The organism is Streptomyces sp. NPDC001407, assembly GCF_042895325.1.
In the GTDB taxonomy this organism is placed as follows: Bacteria; Actinomycetota; Actinomycetes; order Streptomycetales; family Streptomycetaceae; genus Streptomyces.
Map to the genome: position 1 here is coordinate 43,103 of NZ_JBIAWF010000012.1, position 18,351 is coordinate 61,453.

Below are 18,351 nucleotides of genomic sequence, written 5' to 3' on the forward strand. Positions count from 1 at the left end.
CAGGACCGCGTCAATACCTGGTGAGCGGCCGCCCCGTGCGCCAAATGTCCCCAACCATGGCCGTAAGGTCGAACATGCGTGACAGTGCTGCACCTCGGGACGGACAACCGTTTCGAACACTGTCGCGCTTCGTGAAAGACAATGGGGCCATGGGACGCGGCAAGCTTCGGATCTACCTCGGCGCGGCACCGGGCGTCGGCAAGACGTACGCGATGCTCTCCGAGGCGCACCGCCGGGTCGAGCGTGGCACCGACGCCGCCGTCGGCTTCGTGGAACACCACGGCCGGCCGCGCACCGAGGTCCTGCTGCACGGCCTGGAGGAGGTGCCCCGGCGCGAGATCGTCTACCGCGGGACCGTCTTCAGCGAAATGGACGTCGACGCGGTGCTGGCCCGCCGCCCCGCCGTCGCCTTCGTCGACGAGCTGGCCCACACCAATGTGCCGGGCTCCCGCAACACCAAGCGGTGGCAGGACGTCGAGGAGCTCCTCCAGGCGGGCATCGACGTCGTCTCGGCCGTCAACATCCAGCACCTCGAATCACTCGGTGACGTCGTCGAGTCGATAACGGGCGTCCGGCAGCAGGAGACCGTCCCCGACGAGGTCGTCCGCCGCGCCGACCAGATCGAGCTCGTCGACATGTCGCCGCAGGCCCTGCGCCGCCGCATGGCGCACGGCAACATCTACAAGCCGGACAAGGTCGACGCCGCCCTCTCCAACTACTTCCGGCCCGGCAACCTGACCGCGCTGCGCGAGCTGGCGCTGCTGTGGACGGCCGACCGGGTCGACGAATACCTCCGGCAGTACCGCACCGAGCACAGCGTCTCCACGATCTGGCAGGCCCGCGAGCGCATCGTCGTCGGCCTCACCGGCGGACCCGAGGGCCGCACCCTGATCCGCCGCGCCTCGCGCATGGCCGCCAAGGGCTCCGGCAGCGAGATCCTCGCCGTCTACATCGCCCGCAGCGACGGCCTCACCTCGGCCTCGCCCAAGGAGCTGGCCGTCCAGCGCACCCTGGTGGAGGACCTCGGCGGCACCTTCCACCACGTGATCGGCGACGACGTCCCCGCCTCGCTGCTGGAATTCGCCCGCGGGGTCAACGCCACCCAGATCGTGCTCGGCTCCAGCCGCCGCAAGACCTGGCAGTACATCTTCGGCCCCGGCGTCGGCCAGACCGTCGCCCGGGACTCCGGGCCCGACCTCGACGTCCACATCGTCACCCACGAGGAGGTCGCCAAGGGGCGCGGCCTGCCCGTCGCCCGCGGCGCCCGCCTCGGCCGGGGCCGCATCGTGGGCGGCTGGCTCGCCGGCATCGTCGCCCCCGCGCTGCTCAGCCTGCTGCTCACGCACATCGACCCGGACCTCGGTCTGGCCAACGACATGCTGCTGTTCCTGTGCCTGACGGTCGCGGCCGCGCTGCTCGGCGGCCTCCTCCCGGCACTGGCCTCGGCGGCCTTCGGCTCGCTGCTGCTGAACTACTACTTCGTCCAGCCGCTGCACCGGCTGACGATCACCGACCCCAAGAACATCGTCGCCATCACGATCTTCGTGTTCGTCGCGGTGTCCGTGGCCTCCGTGGTGGACCTCGCCGCCCGCCGCACCCACCAGGCCGCCCGGCTGCGCGCCGAGTCGGAGGTCCTGTCCTTCCTCGCCGGCAGCGTCCTGCGCGGCGACACCAGCCTGGACGCCCTCCTGGAGCGGGTCCGGGAGACCTTCGCGATGGAGTCCGTCGCCCTGTTGGAACGCGCCAGCGAGGTCGACCCCTGGACCTGCGCGAGCAGCGTCGTCACCCCCACCGGCAAGCCCCTGCTGCGCCCCGAGGACGCCGACGTGGACATGCCGGTGGGCGACAACATGGCGCTCGCCCTCTCCGGCCGGGTGCTGCCCGCCGAGGACCGTCGCGTGCTCGCCGCCTTCGCCGCCCAGGCCGCCGTCTTCCTGGACAGGCAGCGGCTCGTCGGCGAGGCCGAGCGGGCCCAGGAGCTCGCCGAGGGCAACCGGATCCGGACCGCCCTGCTGGCCGCCGTCAGCCACGACCTGCGCACGCCGCTCGCCGCGATCAAGGCGGCCGTGACCTCCCTGCGCTCCGAGGACATCGCCTGGTCCGAGGAGGACGAGGCCGAGCTGCTCGCGGGCATCGAGGACGGCGCGGACCGCCTCGACCACCTCGTCGGCAACCTCCTCGACATGTCCCGGCTCCAGACCGGCACCGTCACCCCGCTGATCCGCGAGATCGACCTCGACGAGGTCGTCCCGATGGCCCTGGGCGGGGTCCCCGAGGGCAGCGTCACCCTGGACATCCCCGAGACGCTGCCCATGGTGGCCGTCGACCCGGGGCTGCTGGAGCGCAGCGTCGCCAACGTCGTCGAGAACGCCGTGAAGTACAGCCCCGACGGCACCCCCGTCCTCGTCGCCGCCAGCGCGCTCGGCGAGCGCGTCGAGGTCCGCGTGGCCGACCGCGGCCCCGGTGTCCCCGACAGCGCCAAGGACCGCATCTTCGAGCCCTTCCAGCGCTACGGCGACGCCCCGCGCGGAGCCGGCGTCGGCCTCGGTCTCGCCGTCGCCCGGGGCTTCGCGGAGGCCATGGGCGGCACGCTCACCGCCGAGGACACCCCCGGCGGCGGGATGACCATGGTCCTCACGCTGCGTGCCGCCGCGGGCCACCCGCCCGTACGCCCGGAACTGCCGGCCCATGCCACCTCCTGACCGCCGGCGACACCCCGGCGGCGCACCGTACAGACAGCTCACCGACCAAGACCCCGGGCCCAGCGGATGGGCCCGAACGAACAGCAGAGGTGGTTCCGAATGAACCGGGTGCTCGTGGTGGATGACGAGCCGCAGATCGTCCGCGCTCTCGTGATCAACCTCAAGGCGCGGAAGTACGAGGTCGACGCCGCCCCCGACGGCGCCACGGCACTCCAGCTCGCCGCCGCCCGCCACCCCGACGTGGTCATCCTCGACCTCGGCCTGCCCGACATGGACGGCGTCGAGGTGATCAAGGGGCTGCGCGGCTGGACCCGGGTGCCGATCCTCGTCCTCTCCGCCCGGCAGACCTCCGACGAGAAGGTGGAGGCGCTCGACGCGGGCGCGGACGACTACGTCACCAAGCCCTTCGGCATGGACGAGCTGCTCGCCCGGCTGCGCGCCGCCGTCCGGCGGGCGGAGCCGACGGGGCCGTCCGCGGCCGGTGACGACGCGATCGTCGAGACCGAGGTCTTCACCGTCGACCTCGCGGCGAAGAAGGTCAACCGCGGGGGTCGCGACGTCCGCCTCACGCCGACCGAGTGGCACCTGCTGGAGGTCCTGGTCCGCAATACGGGCCGTCTCGTCAGCCAGAAGCAGCTCCTCCAGGAGGTCTGGGGCCCGTCCTACGGCACCGAGACCAACTACCTGCGGGTCTACATGGCCCAGCTCCGCCGCAAGCTCGAACTGGACCCGTCCCACCCGAAGCACTTCATCACTGAGCCGGGGATGGGGTACCGCTTCGAGGTGTGAGGGGGCCTGGCACGGGCCGGGGGTCCGGGGGTGGTCCCCGGGGGATGCGGCATCACTGAGCCGGGGATGGGGTACCGCTTCGAGGTGTGAGGGGGCCCGGTACGGGGTTGGGGGTCCGGGGGTGGTCCCCCGGGGGATGCGGCATCACTGAGCCGGGGATGGGGTACCGCTTCGAGGTGTGAGGGGGCCTGGCACGGGCCGGGGGTCCGGGGGTGGTCCCCCGGGGGATGCGGCATCACTGAGCCGGGGGCGGGGTACCGCTTCGGGTCCGGGGCGGAGCCCCGGGGGGCCTTTCCCGGGGTGGGCGAGCCCTGTGACGCGGGTCCCGGCCCGGAGGGCGCCCGGTACGCTTGATTCATGAGTGCCGTACCCCGTTCCGAGAAGCCGACCGGCCGTTTCCGCCGGATGCTCGACCGGCTGTCCACCTCGCAGGAGGACCTGCACTCCGCGGAGCTGCAACAGGACGCGGAGGCCACCGGCTGCACGCGCATCTGCGACTGCGACGACCGTCAGATAGTCAAGGTCACCGGCACCCTGCGGACCGTCACGCTCCGCCCCCGTGCCGGGGTGCCCGCGCTGGAGGCGGAGCTGTTCGACGGCTCGGCGGCGCTCGATGTGGTGTGGCTCGGCCGCCGCTCCATCGTCGGCATCGAACCCGGCCGTAAGCTGATCGCCTCCGGCCGGGTCTCCATGAGCCGCGGACGCCGGGTGCTGTTCAATCCCAAGTACGAACTCCGACCGCTCGGACAGGAGTAGCGGGTGACGTCTCTCGACAAGCCGACGGACCAGCAGGAGCAGGGCGCCGACGGCGCCGACGCGAGATCGGCCACCGAGGCGGCCCTCTTCGAGGCGTTCGGCGGAGTGCGGGGCATGGTCGAGACGACCGTGCCGGGCCTGGTCTTCGTGGCGATCTACACCGTCAAGCGGGACCTCCACGTCGCGGCCATCGCGGCGCTCGGCCTGTCCCTGGTGCTGGGCATCGCGCGACTGGTCGGCAAGGACACCCTCAAGCACGCCTTCAGCGGTGTCTTCGGGGTCGCCTTCGGCGCGGTCTTCGCGATGATGTCCGGCGACGCCAAGAACTTCTATCTGCCGGGCATGCTCTACAGCCTCGGGCTGGCCGTGGCGTACATCGTCACCTCGATCGCCGGCTATCCGCTGCTCGGCCTGATCCTCGGCCCGGTGTTCAAGGAGAACCTCTCCTGGCGCACCCGCAACCCCGGCCGCAAGGTCGCCTACACCAAGGCCAGCTGGGCCTGGGGCCTGATCCTGCTCGCCAAGTCGGCGATCCTCTTCCCGCTCTACTGGTGGGGCGACGCGACGTCCCTGGGCTGGGTCAAGGTGGCCCTCGGCATCCCGCCGATGCTGCTGTCCGTCTACCTGACCTGGATCTTCCTGGCGAAGGCCCCGGCGCCCATCGACGTCTTCGCGGAGATGGAAGCGGCCGAGCGCGCGGAGCGCGCTTCCGCTGAGCCGGAGTCCGTGGTGCGGGACGTCTCGTAAGGCTGAGGTCCGTTGCGCGGGGCTCCGCCCCGGACCCCGCAACACGCTTCGCGCGTTGTCCTCAAACGCCGGACGGGCTGGAGCTCGTGGACCACGGGTCCGCGAACTTCAGCCCGTCCGGCGTTTCTACCGCTTGCCTCAGCCCGTGGCGTCCTCGCGGCGCACCGACAGGAGGTCCTCCAGCTGTTCCTCGCGCGCGGGAGCCGCCACGAAGAGGAGCTCGTCGCCCGCCTCCAGCGCGTCCTCCTTGTTCGGGGTCAGCACGCGGTTGCCGCGGATGATGGTCACCAGCGAGGTGTCCTCCGGCCAGTCCACGTCACCGACGCGCGTGCCCGCCAGGGCGGACTCCGGCGGCAGCGTCAGCTCGACGAGGTTGGCGTCACCCTGGCTGAAGCGCATCAGGCGCACCAGGTCACCGACGCTCACGGCCTCCTCGACCAGGGCCGACATCAGACGCGGGGTGGAGACGGCGACGTCCACGCCCCAGGACTCGTTGAAGAGCCACTCGTTCTTGGGGTTGTTCACCCGGGCCACGACCCGCGGCACCCCGTACTCCGTCTTGGCGAGCAGCGAGACGACCAGGTTGACCTTGTCGTCACCCGTCGCGGCGATCACCACGTTGCAGCGCTGGAGCGCCGCCTCGTCGAGCGAGGTGATCTCGCACGCGTCGGCCAGCAGCCACTCCGCGAGCGGCACGCGCTCCACCGAGATGGCGGTGGGCGCCTTGTCGACGAGCAGCACCTCGTGCCCGTTCTCCAGCAGCTCACCCGCGATCGAACGCCCGACGGCACCCGCACCCGCAATGGCAACCCTCATCGGTGCGCCTCCTCAGGGCCTTCCGCACACGCGGCCTCGACCTTCTCGACCTCGTCCGTGCGCATCATGACGTGCACCAGGTCACCCTCCTGCAGGACGGTCTGCGACGTCGGCAGCATCGCTTCACCCAGCCGGGTGAGGAACGCCACGCGCACGCCCGTCTCGTCCTGGAGCTGGCTGATCTTGTGGCCCACCCAGGCATCCGCGATGGGCACCTCCGCGAGCTGCACACCGCCGCTCGGGTCGCGCCACAGGGGCTCCGCGCCGGACGGCAGCAGCCGTCGCAGCATCTGGTCCGCCGTCCAGCGCACGGTGGCCACCGTGGGGATGCCCAGGCGCTGGTAGACCTCGGCGCGCCGCGGGTCGTAGATGCGGGCCGCGACATTCTCGACGCCGAACATCTCCCGGGCCACCCGGGCCGCGATGATGTTGGAGTTGTCGCCGCTGCTGACCGCGGCGAACGCCCCGGCCTCCTCGATGCCCGCCTCGCGCAGGGTGTCCTGGTCGAAGCCGACGCCGGTCACCCGCCGTCCGCCGAAGCCGGAGCCCAGGCGCCGGAAGGCGGTGGGGTCCTGGTCGATCACGGCGACCGTATGACCCTGCTGCTCAAGGGTCTGCGCGAGGGCCGAGCCCACTCGGCCGCAGCCCATGATCACAATGTGCATGACGTTACCCCGTGCTCCGGACTACCGCGCTGACCTGCACCAACAACCTGCTCACATCTTCCCTTGTTGTTTTCTGTTCGGCGCCTGGGCTTCGCCCGGGTCCACACATGGGTCCACCGTAGCTGTTGTGGTGGTGTCGGCCACGCAGTGGTCGGGGTCGCCCGCCGGGCGCGGACGGCCGTCGGGGGTCCTACCCGGAGCGCCCGCGGGACACGCGCGGAGCGTGCTCCAGAGATCCGGGGGCGCGGCCTCCGCGTCGACGCGTGCCCCGGTCCGCGGCCGGGAGCGCGGGGGCCGGCCGCCCGGCGCGAGGGCGCCCCGGCCGGTGACTGATCGTCAACGATAGGATGGGCGGGCCCAGTTGCGGTCCAGGGGGAGGCCTGTGCGCACGCTGCTCGTCGACAACCACGACTCCTTCACCTACAACCTCTTCCACTATCTGGCCGAGATCAACGGCCGGGAGCCCGAGGTCGTCGTCAACGACGACCCGGCCTGGCGGCCGGCCCACCTCGCCGCCTTCGACAACGTGGTGCTCTCGCCCGGCCCCGGTCACCCCGGCCGCCCCGCCGACTTCGGCATCTGCCGGGAGATCGTGACGGAGGGCGGCCTGCCCACGCTGGGGGTGTGCCTGGGCCACCAGGGCATGGCGCTGCTGCACGGGGGCGAGGTCCGCCGGGCCCCGGAGCCGTACCACGGGCGTGTCTCGTCCCTGCTGCACACGGGGACCGGGCTCTTCGAAGGGCTGCCGTCGCCCCTGCGGGCCGTGCGCTACCACTCGCTCGTCGTCGGCGGGCTCCCCGCCGTCATGGAGGCGACCGCCTGGACCGCCGACGGCCTGGTCATGGCGCTCCGCCACCGTGAACGCCCGCTCTGGGGCGTGCAGTTCCACCCGGAGTCGGTCGGCAGCGCCCACGGCCACCATCTCCTGCGCAACTTCCGCCGCCTGAGCGAGGAGAGCGGCCGGGGCAGACGCACCGTCCTGCCGCTGTCCCCGCCCGCCCCGGCGGCCCCGCCCGTACGTCCGCGCCGCCGGCTGCGCGTCCTGGCCGCCGCCCTGCCCACCCGGTGGGACGGCGAGACCGTGTTCGACCGGCTCTTCCGGGAGGACCCCTACGCCTATTGGCTCGACGCCGGCCGCCGCGACGCCGGCACCGGCCGCTTCTCCGTCATGGGTGACGCCTCCGGGCCGCTCGCCCGGGTCGCCACCGCCGACGTCTGGAGCGGCACCGTGACCGTGCGTTCCGCGACGGGCGCCGAGATGGTCACGGGTCAGTTCCTCGACTGGCTCGACCAGGACCTGCGGGCCACGCGCACCGATCCGCCCGAGGGGCCGGAGCTGCCCTTCGACTTCGCGCTGGGCTGGGTCGGCTACCTCGGCTACGGCCTGAAGGCCGAGTGCGGGGGCGAGCGGGTCCACCGGTCCGAGGAGCCCGACGCCACCATGGTGTTCGCCGACCGGGCGCTCGTCCTCGACCACCACACGGGCACCACCCACCTCCTCGTGCTCGCCGAGGACGGTGCCGAGGGCGCCGCCCGCGCCTGGCTGGATGTCACCGTCCGGCGGCTCGCGGCGCTCGCCGGCGTGCGGCTGCCCGCACCGGCCCGGCCCGCCGGGTCCACCGGCGCGCTGCGGCTGCGCCACGACCGCGAGGCGTACCTGCGGCTGATCGGCGACTGCGCGGAACAGCTCGCGGCGGGGGAGACCTACGAGATCTGCCTCACCAACATGGCAGAGGCCGAGAGCGCCCTGGACCCCTGGCAGGGCTACCGCTTCCTGCGCCGCGCCAGCGCGTCCCCCTTCGGCGCGCTGCTGCTCTTCGGCGAGCTGTCGGTGCTCAGCACCTCGCCGGAGAGGTTCCTGCGCGTCGGCCGGGACGGGCTCGCCGAGTCCCGGCCCATCAAGGGCACCCGGCCGCGCGGCGCGACCCCCGAGGAGGACGCCGGGCTGCTGGCCGGCCTGCGCGCCAGCGAGAAGGACCGTGCCGAGAACCTGATGATCGTGGACCTGGTCCGCAACGACCTCGGCCGCTGCGCGCGCACCGGCACGGTCGAGGCCGACGACATCTTCCGCGTCGAGAGCTACGCCAAGGCCCACCAGCTGGTCAGCACGGTCCGGGCCCGGCTGCGCGCGGACCGTACGGCGGTGGACTGCGTACGCGCCTGCTTCCCGCCCGGCTCGATGACCGGGGCTCCCAAGGTCCGGACCATGCGGATCCTCGACCGGCTGGAGGGCGGGCCCCGCGGCGTCTACTCCGGCGCCATCGGCTATTTCTCGCTCAACGGCGCGGCCGACCTCAGCGTCGTCATCCGCACCGCGGTGATCACTCCCGGCCGGGTGCGCTACGGCGCGGGTGGCGCGATCATCGCGCTGTCCGACGCCGAGGAGGAGTTCGAGGAGACGGCGGTGAAGGCCGCCCCGCTGACCGCCCTGACCGGCGCGGAGTTCCCCGGCCGGCGACGGGACGCCGTCACCGCCCGGGTCACCGGCCGAGTCACCGCCTGAGTCACCGTCTGAGCCCACCCTCTGCGCGGACCGACGGGTTCAGGTCGCCGTGTTCATGACGCATCTTCACCGAGCCGCCGGGCAGCCGTCGTACGGTTGACTCGTACGAGGGAAGGGTTCGGATGCCTGTTCGGTAAAGCGTGGGCGAAGATCGGCCACGCGGCCGTTCGCGTGGTTAGGATGATCGGCGTATTCCGCTTCTGCGCGGGACGTTCAGGACACCGACCCCGTACAGCCGACCGTATGCCCCCTTCGCCCGCGAGGAATTGATGTCACATCACATACCGGAGGTGGTGAGCTGGTGCCTGGCCGTCGCGCTGGTCGCCGTGGCGGTGCTGCTGGTGCGCCAGCGAGGTATCACCGCCGCCGTGCGCAGGCGTGTCGCCGCACTGGAAGACAGCCTCCAGTCACGTGACACCGAAGTCAGGCACCTGGTCACCGTCCGGCTCCCCGCCGTCACGGCGTCCATGCACCAGCCGGTGCCCCTGCCCGGACTGCTCGACGAGCGGCTCGGCGGCACCGTCTTCGCCCAGGGCCTCCAGGCCGTGATGGACACCTTCACCCAGGCCGTCGACAAGGCCCAGGCCCGCGCCGACCAGTCCGCGAAGGCCGCGCTCAAGGCGTCCATGCGCGCCCTCCAGGGCCTCGCGCACGAACAGCAGCTGGCCATCTCCGACATGCAGGAGCGGCACGACAACCCCGACGTGCTGCGCGACCTGCTCCAGATCGACCACGCCAACTCCCAGTTCGGCCGCCGTGCCCAGGCCATCGCCGTGCTCTGCGGATCCTGGCCCGGCAGGCAGCGCGCCGCCTCCCCGCTCACCGACGTCGTCCGCGGCGCCACCTCCCGCATCCGCGACTACCGGCGCGTCAAGGTGCACAACCACGCCGACGTCGCCGTGGTCAGCCGGGCCGTGGAACCCGTCGTCCTCGCCGTCGCCGAACTCCTCGACAACGCCGCCCGCCACTCCCAGCCCAACACCACCGTCGAGGTCGGCCTCCAGCCCGTGCACAACGGCGCCTGCGTGGTCATCGACGACGCGGGCGTCGGCATGAACGCCCAGGAGGTCCAGCGCGCCGCCGCCCTCCTCTCCGGCCAGCGCACCGTTGACGTCTCCCGGCTCGGCGACCCCCCGCAGTTCGGCTTCCCCGTCATCGGGGTGCTCGCCGCCCGCTACGGCTTCAGCGTCTCCGTCGACACCCGCTCGCCCTACGGCGGCGTGCGCGCCGTCCTCTTCCTGCCGAGCGCCCTGCTCAGCCAGATCGACCTCGACGGGCCCGACACCACACCGCTGGCGCCGCCCTCCCGCGAGGGCGGCCCGGCCCGCACGGCCGCCGGCGCCGTCCGCACGCCGGAGCACCGGGCCCCCGCGCCGCGGGAGCACCCCGAGCCCGCGCCCGACGTCTTCCCGCCCTCCGCCATGCCCCCGGCGGACGCCGGAGCCGTCACCGGCTCCACGGCGGGCGGGCTCCCCAAGCGCCGCCGCCGGCAGCCCGCCCCCCAGCAGCCGGCCGCGCCCCTGCCCGCCGAGCGGCCCGCCGCACCGTCCGCCGTACCCGACGCGCCGCCCGCGCCCGGCTCCGCCGCGGCCCCCGAGCGGACCGCGGAGGAGACCGCCCGCCGCATGGGCGCCTTCGCCCGCGGCACCCGCTCCGGCCGCTCCGGGGGCAGCACAGGCCCCGCCGGTCACCCCGACCCGGCACCCGCAGACGACGAAGGGAACCCGTACGCGTGAACGACCACCTCACCAACGAGCTCGGCTGGATGCTCGACGAGGTCGTGAAGATGCCGGAGGCCCGGCACGCGATCCTCCTCTCCGCCGACGGCATGCTGCGCGCCCGTTCCGGGGGCATCGACCGCGACGAGGCCGAGCGGCAGGCCGCGGCGCTCTCCGGGCTCCAGTCGATCAGCCGCTCCACCTCGGAGTTCTGCACCCACCAGAACCACCAGGACACCCCCTGGCGGCAGACGCTCGTGGAATTCGCCCACGGCTACGTCTTCCTGATCGCCGCGGGCCCCGGCGCCTACCTCGCCGTCTCCACCACCGCGGACGTCGACATGGAAGCCGTCACCTACCGCATGCAGAAGCTGGTCGACCGGCTGGGGAAGGAGCTCACCAGCCCGCCCCGGCAGGCCGCCTGGCACGGCACGGGCACCCCATGACACCCCCGGCGCCGAGGCGCGGACAGGGATTAGTACGACCGTACGTCGTCACCGACGGCCGAGCCCACCCCACGCGCAACACCTTCGACCTGGTCACGTTGGTCATCGCCCAGTACGACCGGCCGCTCGGCGGGCTCAGTCCCGAAAAACGCCGGCTCATGGAACTCTGCCTCGGCGGCGCGCTGTCGGTCGCCGAGATCGCCGGACACCTGATGCTGCCCGTCAGCGTCACCAAGGTGCTGCTCGGCGACCTCGTGGACAGCGGCCACCTCATCACCCGGGCCCCCATCCCCTCGGCACAACTCCCCGAGGCCCAGATCCTTCAGGAGGTACTGGATGGACTCCGCGCTCGCCTCTGAGGGAGCGGTCTATCTGCGGCAGAGCGTGCGCACCGCCGCGAAACTCCTCGTCGTGGGCCACTTCGCGGTCGGCAAGACCACCTTCGTCGGCTCCCTCTCGGAGATCCGGCCGCTGCGCACCGAAGAGACCATGACCCAGGCCGGCGCCCTCGTCGACGACCTCGCCGGCATCGAGGGCAAGAGCACCACCACGGTCGCCATGGACTTCGGCCGCGTCACCCTCAGCGACAGCCTCGTCCTCTATCTCTTCGGCGCCCCCGGCCAGCAGCGCTTCACCCGGCTCTGGCAGGACATGACCCGCGGCGCGCTCGGCGCCCTCGTCCTCGCCGACACCCGGCGCCTTGAGCAGTCCTTCGACGTCATGGGGCTGCTGGAGGAGCACGGCCTGCCGTACGCCGTCGCCGTCAATCACTTCGACGGCGCGCCCGCCCACCCCGAGGAGGAGATCCGCGAGGCCCTCGACCTCCTCCCCGAGACCCCGCTGATCACCTGCGACGCCAGGGACCGGGTCTCCTCCACCCGCGCCCTGATCTCCCTCGTGGAATACCTCCGCGACCGGCAGAGCCCGCAGCCCCGCACCGCCCAGGAGCCCGTGTGACCCACCGCCCCGACGCGGGCACCGCCGCACCGCCCGTCCCCCCGCCGGGCTGCCCCGCCCACCAGGCGGCGCCCACCCCGCTGCACGGGCCGGACTTCGCCGCCGACCCGCACGCCGTCTACCGACGGCTGCGCGCCCAGGGCCCCGCCGCCCCCGTCGAGCTGGCACCCGGCGCCCACGCCGTCCTCGTCACCGACTACCGCGCGGCGCTCGACGTCCTGCGGAGCACCGACAGCTTCGGCAAGGACGCCCGCCGCTGGCGGGCCCTCGCCGACGGCCGCGTCTCCGCGGACAACCCCGTCGTCCCGATGATGGCCTACCGCCCCAACTGCCTCTTCTCCGACGGCGAGGCCCACCGACGGCTGCGCGCCGCCGTCACCGACAGCCTCTCCCGCATCGACCCCAACGCCCTGCGCGGCTACGTCGAGCGCAGCGCCGACACCCTCATCGACCGGTTCGCGACCCTCGGCGAGGCCGACCTCCTCGGCGCGTACGCCAAGATGCTGCCGCTGCTGGTCTTCCAGCAGCTCTTCGGCTGCCCGCCCGAGATCGGCGACCGGCTCGTCGAGGGCTTCTCCGGGATCTTCGACGGCGTCGACCACGAGCGCGCCGACGCCCTCATCACCCAGAGCCTCGTCGAGCTCGTCGGCCTCAAGCACGTCAAGCCCGGCGCGGACATGACCTCCTGGCTGATGGCCCACCCCGCCCGGCTCACCGACGAGGAGATGCTCCACCAGCTCGTCGTCCTCATCGGCGCCGGCACCGAGCCCCAGCAGAACCTCATCGCCAACGCCCTGCGGCTGCTGCTCTCCGACGACCGCTTCGCGGGCGACCTCGCGGGCGGCAGCATGCCCGTGGAGGACGCCCTGGACGAGGTCCTCTGGCTCGACCCGCCGATGGCCAACTACGGCGTCCACTACCCCTTCCACGACCTCGAACTCGGCGGCGTGCCGCTGCGCGCCGGGGAGCCCGTCGTGGTGAGCTTCGCCGCCGCCAACACCGACCCCTCCCTCCTGTCCGACCAGCGGGCGGGCAACCGCGCCCACCTCGCCTGGAGCGCGGGCCCGCACACCTGCCCCGCCAAGGACGCCGCCCGGCTCATCGCCGCCGTGGCCGTCGAGAAGCTCCTCGACCGGCTGCCCGACCTCGAACTGGCCGTCCCCGCCGACCGCCTGGTCTGGCGGCCCGGCCCCTTCCACCGCGCCCTGACCGCGCTGCCCGTGCGCTTCCCGCCCGTGCACCCCACCCGGCCCGCACCCGCCCCCGCGGGCCCCCACGCTCCGTCGCCCCACCAGCCCTCCCACCAGCCCCCTCACCAGCCGGCCGACACCCCTGGAGACAGTCGATGGAAAGCCAGCTCGCCCCCCTCCGTATCGACCCCACAGGCCGCGACATCCACGGAGAGGGAGCCCGCGTCCGGGCCCGGGGCGCCGCGACGCCCATCGAACTTCCTGGCCAGGTGGTGGCGTGGGCAATAACCACCCAGCCCCTCCTCAAGCAGCTGCTCAACGACCCCCGCGTCTCCAAGGACCCGCGCCGGCACTGGCCCGCCTGGATCAACGGTGAGATCTCCCCGGAGTGGCCGCTGTTCACCTGGGTCGCCGTGCGGAACATGTTCACCGCCTACGGCAGCGACCACAAACGGCTGCGCACCCTCGTCTCCAAGGCGTTCACCGCCCGCCGCACCGCCGCCCTGCGCCCCCGCATCGAGCAGCTGACCGCGGGCCTCCTCGACGACCTCGCCGCCCGCCCGCACGGCACCCCCGTCGACCTCCGCGAGGACTACGCCTACCCCATCCCCATCCAGGTCATCTGCGAGCTCTTCGGCGTCACCGACGAGGCCACCCGCGAGGGCCTGCGCGCCTGCGTCGACAGCATCTTCCACACCTCCGCCGACCCCGACGAGGTCACCGCGACCTACGCCCGCGTCTACGAGGTCCTCGGCGGCCTGCTCGCACAGAAGCGGGCCACCCCGGGCGACGACATGACCAGCGTCCTGATCTCCGCCCGCGAGGAGGACGGCTCCCGCCTCAGCGAGGAGGAGCTCGTCGACACCCTCCTGCTCGTCATCAGCGCCGGGCACGAGACCACCGTCAACCTCCTCGACAACGCCGTCCACGCCCTCCTCACCCACCCCGGCCAGCTCGCCCTCGTGCGCGAGGGCAAGGCCGGCTGGGACGACGTGATCGAGGAGACTCTCCGCGTCCAGGCCCCCGTCGCCAACCTCCCGCTGCGCTACGCCGTCGAGGACATCGAGCTGCCCGACGGCCTCACCCTCCGCAAGGGCGACGCCATCGTCGCCGCCTACGCCGCGGCCGGACGCGACCCCGCCCTGCACGGCGCCGACGCCGACGACTTCGACGTCACCCGCGCCGTCAAGGACCACCTCGCCTTCGGCCACGGCGTCCACTACTGCCTCGGCGCGCCGCTGGCGAAGCTCGAAGCGGCCGTCGCCCTGCCCGCCCTTTTCGAACGCTTCCCCCGCCTGAGGCTCGCCACCGACGCCGGCGAACTGCCGCACGTCGAGTCGTTCATCTCCAACGGACACCGCTCCCTGCCCGCCCTCCTGCACGGCTGACCAGGCACTTATCAGGCCCTGACAAGATCGTCCAGCTTCCGGGGCGGGAATGCGGCGTGCGCCACATTCCCGCCCCGGAGGGTGGCGGGTGGGCGTACAAGAGACCGAACCCTTACGATCCTCTGCGTGTCCAAATTGACCGACCTGCCGAAACGGATCCTCATCGGCCGGGCGCTGCACAGCAACAAGCTGGGCGAGACCCTTCTCCCCAAACGCATCGCGCTCCCCGTCTTTGCTTCCGACCCGCTCTCCTCCGTGGCATACGCGCCGGGCGAAGTGCTGCTCGTCCTGTCCGTGGCAGGTGTGTCCGCCTACCACTTCAGCCCCTGGATCGCCGTCGCGGTCGTGGTGCTGATGTTCACGGTGGTCGCCTCGTACCGCCAGAACGTGCACGCCTACCCCAGCGGTGGCGGTGACTACGAGGTCGCCAACGTCAACCTCGGCCCCAAGGCGGGCCTCACCGTCGCCAGCGCCCTGCTCGTCGACTACGTCCTGACCGTCGCGGTCTCCATCGCCTCCGGCATCGAGAACCTCGGCTCCGCCATCCCCTTCGTCGTCCAGCACAAGACGGCCTGCGCCATCGGCGTGATCATCCTGCTCACGCTGATGAACCTGCGCGGCGTGCGGGAGTCGGGCAAGCTCTTCGCCATCCCGACCTACGTCTTCGTCGGCGGCGTCTTCATCATGATCGCCTGGGGCGCCTTCCGCGGCCTGGTCATGGGCGACACCATGAAGGCTCCCACCGCCGACTACACCATCCACGCCCCGCACCAGGGCCTCGCCGGCTTCGCCCTCGTCTTCCTGCTGCTGCGTGCCTTCTCCTCCGGCTGCGCCGCCCTCACCGGCGTCGAGGCCATCAGCAACGGCGTCCCCGCCTTCCGCAAGCCCAAGAGCAAGAACGCGGCCACCACGCTCGCCCTCATGGGCGGCCTCGCGGTCACCATGTTCTGCGGCATCATCGCGCTGGCCATGGTCACCAAGGTGCGGATGGCCGAGAACCCGGCCACCGACCTGCTCAAGGCCGGGGTGCCCGTCGGCGACGGCTACACCCAGAACCCGGTGATCTCCCAGGTCGCCGAGGCGGTCTTCGGCAACGGCTCGTTCCTCTTCATCGTGCTCGCCGCCGCCACCGCCCTCGTCCTCTTCCTGGCCGCCAACACCGCGTACAACGGCTTCCCGCTGCTCGGCTCGATCCTCGCGCAGGACCGCTACCTGCCGCGCCAGCTGCACACCCGTGGCGACCGGCTCGCCTTCTCCAACGGCATCGTGCTGCTCGCGGGTGCCGCCGCCGTCCTCACCTACATCTACGGCGCGGACTCCACCAAGCTGATCCAGCTGTACATCGTGGGCGTCTTCGTCTCCTTCACGCTCAGCCAGACCGGCATGGTGCGGCACTGGAACCGCCATCTGCGCACCGAGACCGACCCGGCCAAGCGCCGCCACATGATGCGCTCCCGGGCCATCAACAGCTTCGGCGCCTTCCTCACCGGCCTGGTCCTCGTCGTCGTCCTGCTGACGAAGTTCACGCACGGCGCCTGGGTCGCCCTGCTCGGCATGGTGATCTTCTACGCCACCATGACGGCCATCCGGAAGCACTACGACCGGGTCGCCGAGGAGATCGCCATCGACGAGGAGCCGGGCGACGAGGCCGTACGCCCGTCCCGGGTGCACTCCATCGTCCTGGTCTCCAAGGTCCACAAGCCGACCCTGCGCGCCCTCGCCTACGCCAAGCTGATGCGCTCCGACACCCTCGAAGCCCTCAGCATCAGCGTCGACCCGGTCGAGACCAAGGCACTGCGCGAGGAGTGGCAGCGCCGCTCCGTCGACGTCCCGCTGAAGATCCTCGACTCGCCCTACCGCGAGATCACCCGGCCGATCATCGACTACGTCAAGAGCCTCCGTAAGGAGAGCCCCCGCGACGCGGTCAGTGTCTACATCCCGGAGTACGTGGTCGGCCACTGGTACGAGCACCTGCTGCACAACCAGAGCGCCCTCCGCCTCAAGGGCCGGCTGCTCTTCACGCCCGGGGTGATGGTCACCTCGGTGCCGTGGCAGCTCGACTCCTCGGAGGCGGCCAAGAAGCGGGCCCGCAAGCGCGCCGAGTGGAACGCCCCGGGTGCCGTCCGCCGCGGCCCCGTCTCGTCGCCCAAGAAGGACCTCAAGAAGGACCCCAAGAAGGAAAAGACCGCCACGAAAAAGTAGGCGGCATGAGCAGGGGGCGGCGGGACGTAGACTGAACGGCTGTTGTCCCGCAGCCCCCTCTCACCTCTCTGGAGTCGACCCGCCATGCAGCACGAGACCGAAGCATCGCTGGTCGGCCAGGAGTACGAGGTCGAGATCGGCCCGGTCGCCCACGGCGGACACTGCGTCGCCCGCACCGAGGCGGGACGGGTGCTCTTCGTCCGCCACGCGCTGCCCGGCGAGCGGGTCGTCGCCCGCGTCACCGAGGGCGAGTCGACCTCGCGCTTCCTGCGCGCCGACGCCGTGGAGATCCTGGAGGCGTCCAAGGACCGCGTCGAGGCGCCCTGCCCCTTCTCCGGCCCCGGCAAGTGCGGCGGCTGCGACTGGCAGCACGCCAAGCCGGGCGCCCAGCGCCGCCTCAAGGGCGAGGTCGTCGCCGAGCAGCTCCGGCACCTGGCCGGCCTGACCCCCGAGGAAGCCGGCTGGGACGGCACGGTGGTCCCGGCCGAGGGCGACAAGCTTCCCGCGGGCGAGGTCCCGGCCTGGCGCACGCGCGTGCAGTACGCGATCGACGCCGAGGGCCACGCGGGCCTGCGCAAGCACCGCTCGCACGACGTCCAGGTCATCGACCACTGCATGATCGCCGCACCCGGCGTCTCCGAGCTCGGCATCGAGAAGCGGGAATGGCCCCAGATCGCGACCGTCGAGGCGATCGCCGCGTCCGGCTCCGCCGACCGCCAGGTGATCCTCACCCCGAAGCCGGGCGGCCGCCTGCCGATCGTCGAGCTCGACAAGCCGGTGTCGGTGCTGCGGATCGGGGAGTCCCGCGGACAAGGAGGGGACAAGCAGGTCCACCGAGTCCACGGCCGCCCCTTCGTCCGCGAGCGCGCGGACGAGCGCACCTACCGCGTAGGCGAAGGCGGTTTCTGGCAGGTCCACCCCAAGGCCGCCGACACCCTGGTCAAGGCCGTCATGCAGGGCCTGATGCCGCGCAAGGGCGACATGGCCCTCGACCTCTACTGCGGCGTCGGCCTCTTCGCGGGCGCCCTCGGCGAACGCGTCGGCGAGAAGGGCGCGGTCCTCGGCATCGAATCCGGCAAGCGCGCGGTGGAGGACGCCCGCCACAACCTCCAGGACCTCGACCGCGTCCGCATCGAACAGGGCAAGGTCGAGTCGGTCCTCCCGCGCACCGGCATCAAGGAAGCCGACATCATCGTCCTGGACCCGCCCCGCGCGGGCGCGGGCAAGCAGACGGTGCGCCACCTCGCCTCGCTGGGCGCGCGCCGGATCGCCTACGTGGCCTGCGACCCGGCGGCCCTGGCTCGGGACCTCGCCTACTTCGCGGAGGAGGGGTACCGGCCGGTGAAGCTGCGGGCGTTCGATCTCTTCCCGATGACGCATCACGTGGAGTGCGTCGCGATCCTCAAGCCCACGGGAGACCGCGTCTGACCTGCGGTTTTACCTGGTGTGCATGATGTGCGCTATGGGCGTTA

The 18,351-nt window shown here is 72.2% G+C and carries 15 protein-coding genes; 13 read left to right on the forward strand and 2 right to left on the reverse strand.

Features of this window, described 5'->3' with window-relative positions:
- The first annotated feature begins 149 nt into the window (after window positions 1–149).
- The 4 genes from ACFY1P_RS18035 to ACFY1P_RS18050 all read left to right on the forward strand — a co-directional run bounded on the left by ACFY1P_RS18035 (window position 150) and on the right by ACFY1P_RS18050 (window position 4,994).
- Window positions 150–2,702: a sensor histidine kinase KdpD gene (locus ACFY1P_RS18035; RefSeq protein WP_361532166.1), complete on the forward strand. Its 2,553-nt coding sequence runs from the start codon at window positions 150–152 to the stop codon at window positions 2,700–2,702.
- A gap of 99 nt (window positions 2,703–2,801) precedes the next feature.
- Window positions 2,802–3,491 carry a response regulator gene (locus ACFY1P_RS18040; protein ID WP_116214311.1) on the forward strand — a complete coding sequence of 230 codons (690 nt, stop codon included), beginning with the start codon at window positions 2,802–2,804 and terminating at the stop codon, window positions 3,489–3,491.
- 357 nt (window positions 3,492–3,848) lie between these two features.
- On the forward strand, window positions 3,849–4,247 hold the full coding sequence (locus ACFY1P_RS18045; protein ID WP_361532169.1) for an OB-fold nucleic acid binding domain-containing protein: 399 nt from the start codon (window positions 3,849–3,851) through the stop codon (window positions 4,245–4,247).
- Window positions 4,248–4,250: 3 nt separating this feature from the next.
- Window positions 4,251–4,994 (forward strand): DUF3159 domain-containing protein, encoded by a 744-nt coding sequence (locus ACFY1P_RS18050; RefSeq protein ID WP_361532172.1) that lies wholly within the window; start codon window positions 4,251–4,253, stop codon window positions 4,992–4,994.
- A 138-nt stretch (window positions 4,995–5,132) separates the two neighbouring features.
- On the opposite strand, the gene ACFY1P_RS18055 is transcribed toward ACFY1P_RS18050, so the two are convergent.
- Both ACFY1P_RS18055 and ACFY1P_RS18060 read right to left on the reverse strand, forming a co-directional pair.
- Window positions 5,133–5,810 carry a TrkA family potassium uptake protein gene (locus ACFY1P_RS18055; RefSeq protein WP_361532175.1) on the reverse strand — a complete coding sequence of 226 codons (678 nt, stop codon included), beginning with the start codon at window positions 5,808–5,810 and terminating at the stop codon, window positions 5,133–5,135.
- A complete protein-coding gene (locus ACFY1P_RS18060) occupies window positions 5,807–6,475 on the reverse strand; it encodes a TrkA family potassium uptake protein (RefSeq protein WP_361532178.1) in 669 nt (222 codons plus the stop codon). Before ACFY1P_RS18060 ends, ACFY1P_RS18055 begins: the two co-directional genes overlap by 4 nt.
- A 382-nt stretch (window positions 6,476–6,857) precedes the next feature.
- Between ACFY1P_RS18060 and pabB the strand changes: the two genes are divergently transcribed.
- From pabB to ACFY1P_RS18105, 9 genes are all read left to right on the forward strand, one after another.
- A complete protein-coding gene (gene pabB, locus ACFY1P_RS18065; protein ID WP_390751097.1) occupies window positions 6,858–8,978 on the forward strand; it encodes an aminodeoxychorismate synthase component I in 2,121 nt (706 codons plus the stop codon).
- 269 nt (window positions 8,979–9,247) lie between these two features.
- Window positions 9,248–10,714 (forward strand): ATP-binding protein, encoded by a 1,467-nt coding sequence (locus tag ACFY1P_RS18070; RefSeq protein ID WP_390751098.1) that lies wholly within the window; start codon window positions 9,248–9,250, stop codon window positions 10,712–10,714.
- Window positions 10,715–10,743: 29 nt separating this feature from the next.
- Window positions 10,744–11,142, forward strand: a complete 399-nt coding sequence (locus ACFY1P_RS18075; protein WP_390751169.1) for a roadblock/LC7 domain-containing protein — start codon at window positions 10,744–10,746, stop codon at window positions 11,140–11,142.
- On the forward strand, window positions 11,139–11,501 hold the full coding sequence (locus tag ACFY1P_RS18080; protein ID WP_361523558.1) for a DUF742 domain-containing protein: 363 nt from the start codon (window positions 11,139–11,141) through the stop codon (window positions 11,499–11,501). Before ACFY1P_RS18075 ends, ACFY1P_RS18080 begins: the two co-directional genes overlap by 4 nt.
- Complete coding sequence (locus ACFY1P_RS18085; protein WP_361523556.1) at window positions 11,479–12,099, forward strand: ATP/GTP-binding protein; 621 nt, start codon at window positions 11,479–11,481, stop codon at window positions 12,097–12,099. Before ACFY1P_RS18080 ends, ACFY1P_RS18085 begins: the two co-directional genes overlap by 23 nt.
- On the forward strand, window positions 12,096–13,577 hold the full coding sequence (locus ACFY1P_RS18090) for a cytochrome P450 (protein WP_390751099.1): 1,482 nt from the start codon (window positions 12,096–12,098) through the stop codon (window positions 13,575–13,577). The genes ACFY1P_RS18085 and ACFY1P_RS18090 overlap by 4 nt, the downstream gene beginning before the upstream one ends.
- Complete coding sequence (locus tag ACFY1P_RS18095; RefSeq protein WP_361523553.1) at window positions 13,559–14,677, forward strand: cytochrome P450; 1,119 nt, start codon at window positions 13,559–13,561, stop codon at window positions 14,675–14,677. The genes ACFY1P_RS18090 and ACFY1P_RS18095 overlap by 19 nt, the downstream gene beginning before the upstream one ends.
- A gap of 126 nt (window positions 14,678–14,803) precedes the next feature.
- A complete protein-coding gene (locus ACFY1P_RS18100) occupies window positions 14,804–16,879 on the forward strand; it encodes an APC family permease (protein WP_361523550.1) in 2,076 nt (691 codons plus the stop codon).
- A gap of 84 nt (window positions 16,880–16,963) precedes the next feature.
- Entirely contained in the window at window positions 16,964–18,307 is a 1,344-nt protein-coding gene (locus tag ACFY1P_RS18105) for a class I SAM-dependent RNA methyltransferase (protein WP_390751100.1), read from the forward strand.
- Window positions 18,308–18,351: the final 44 nt, after the last annotated feature.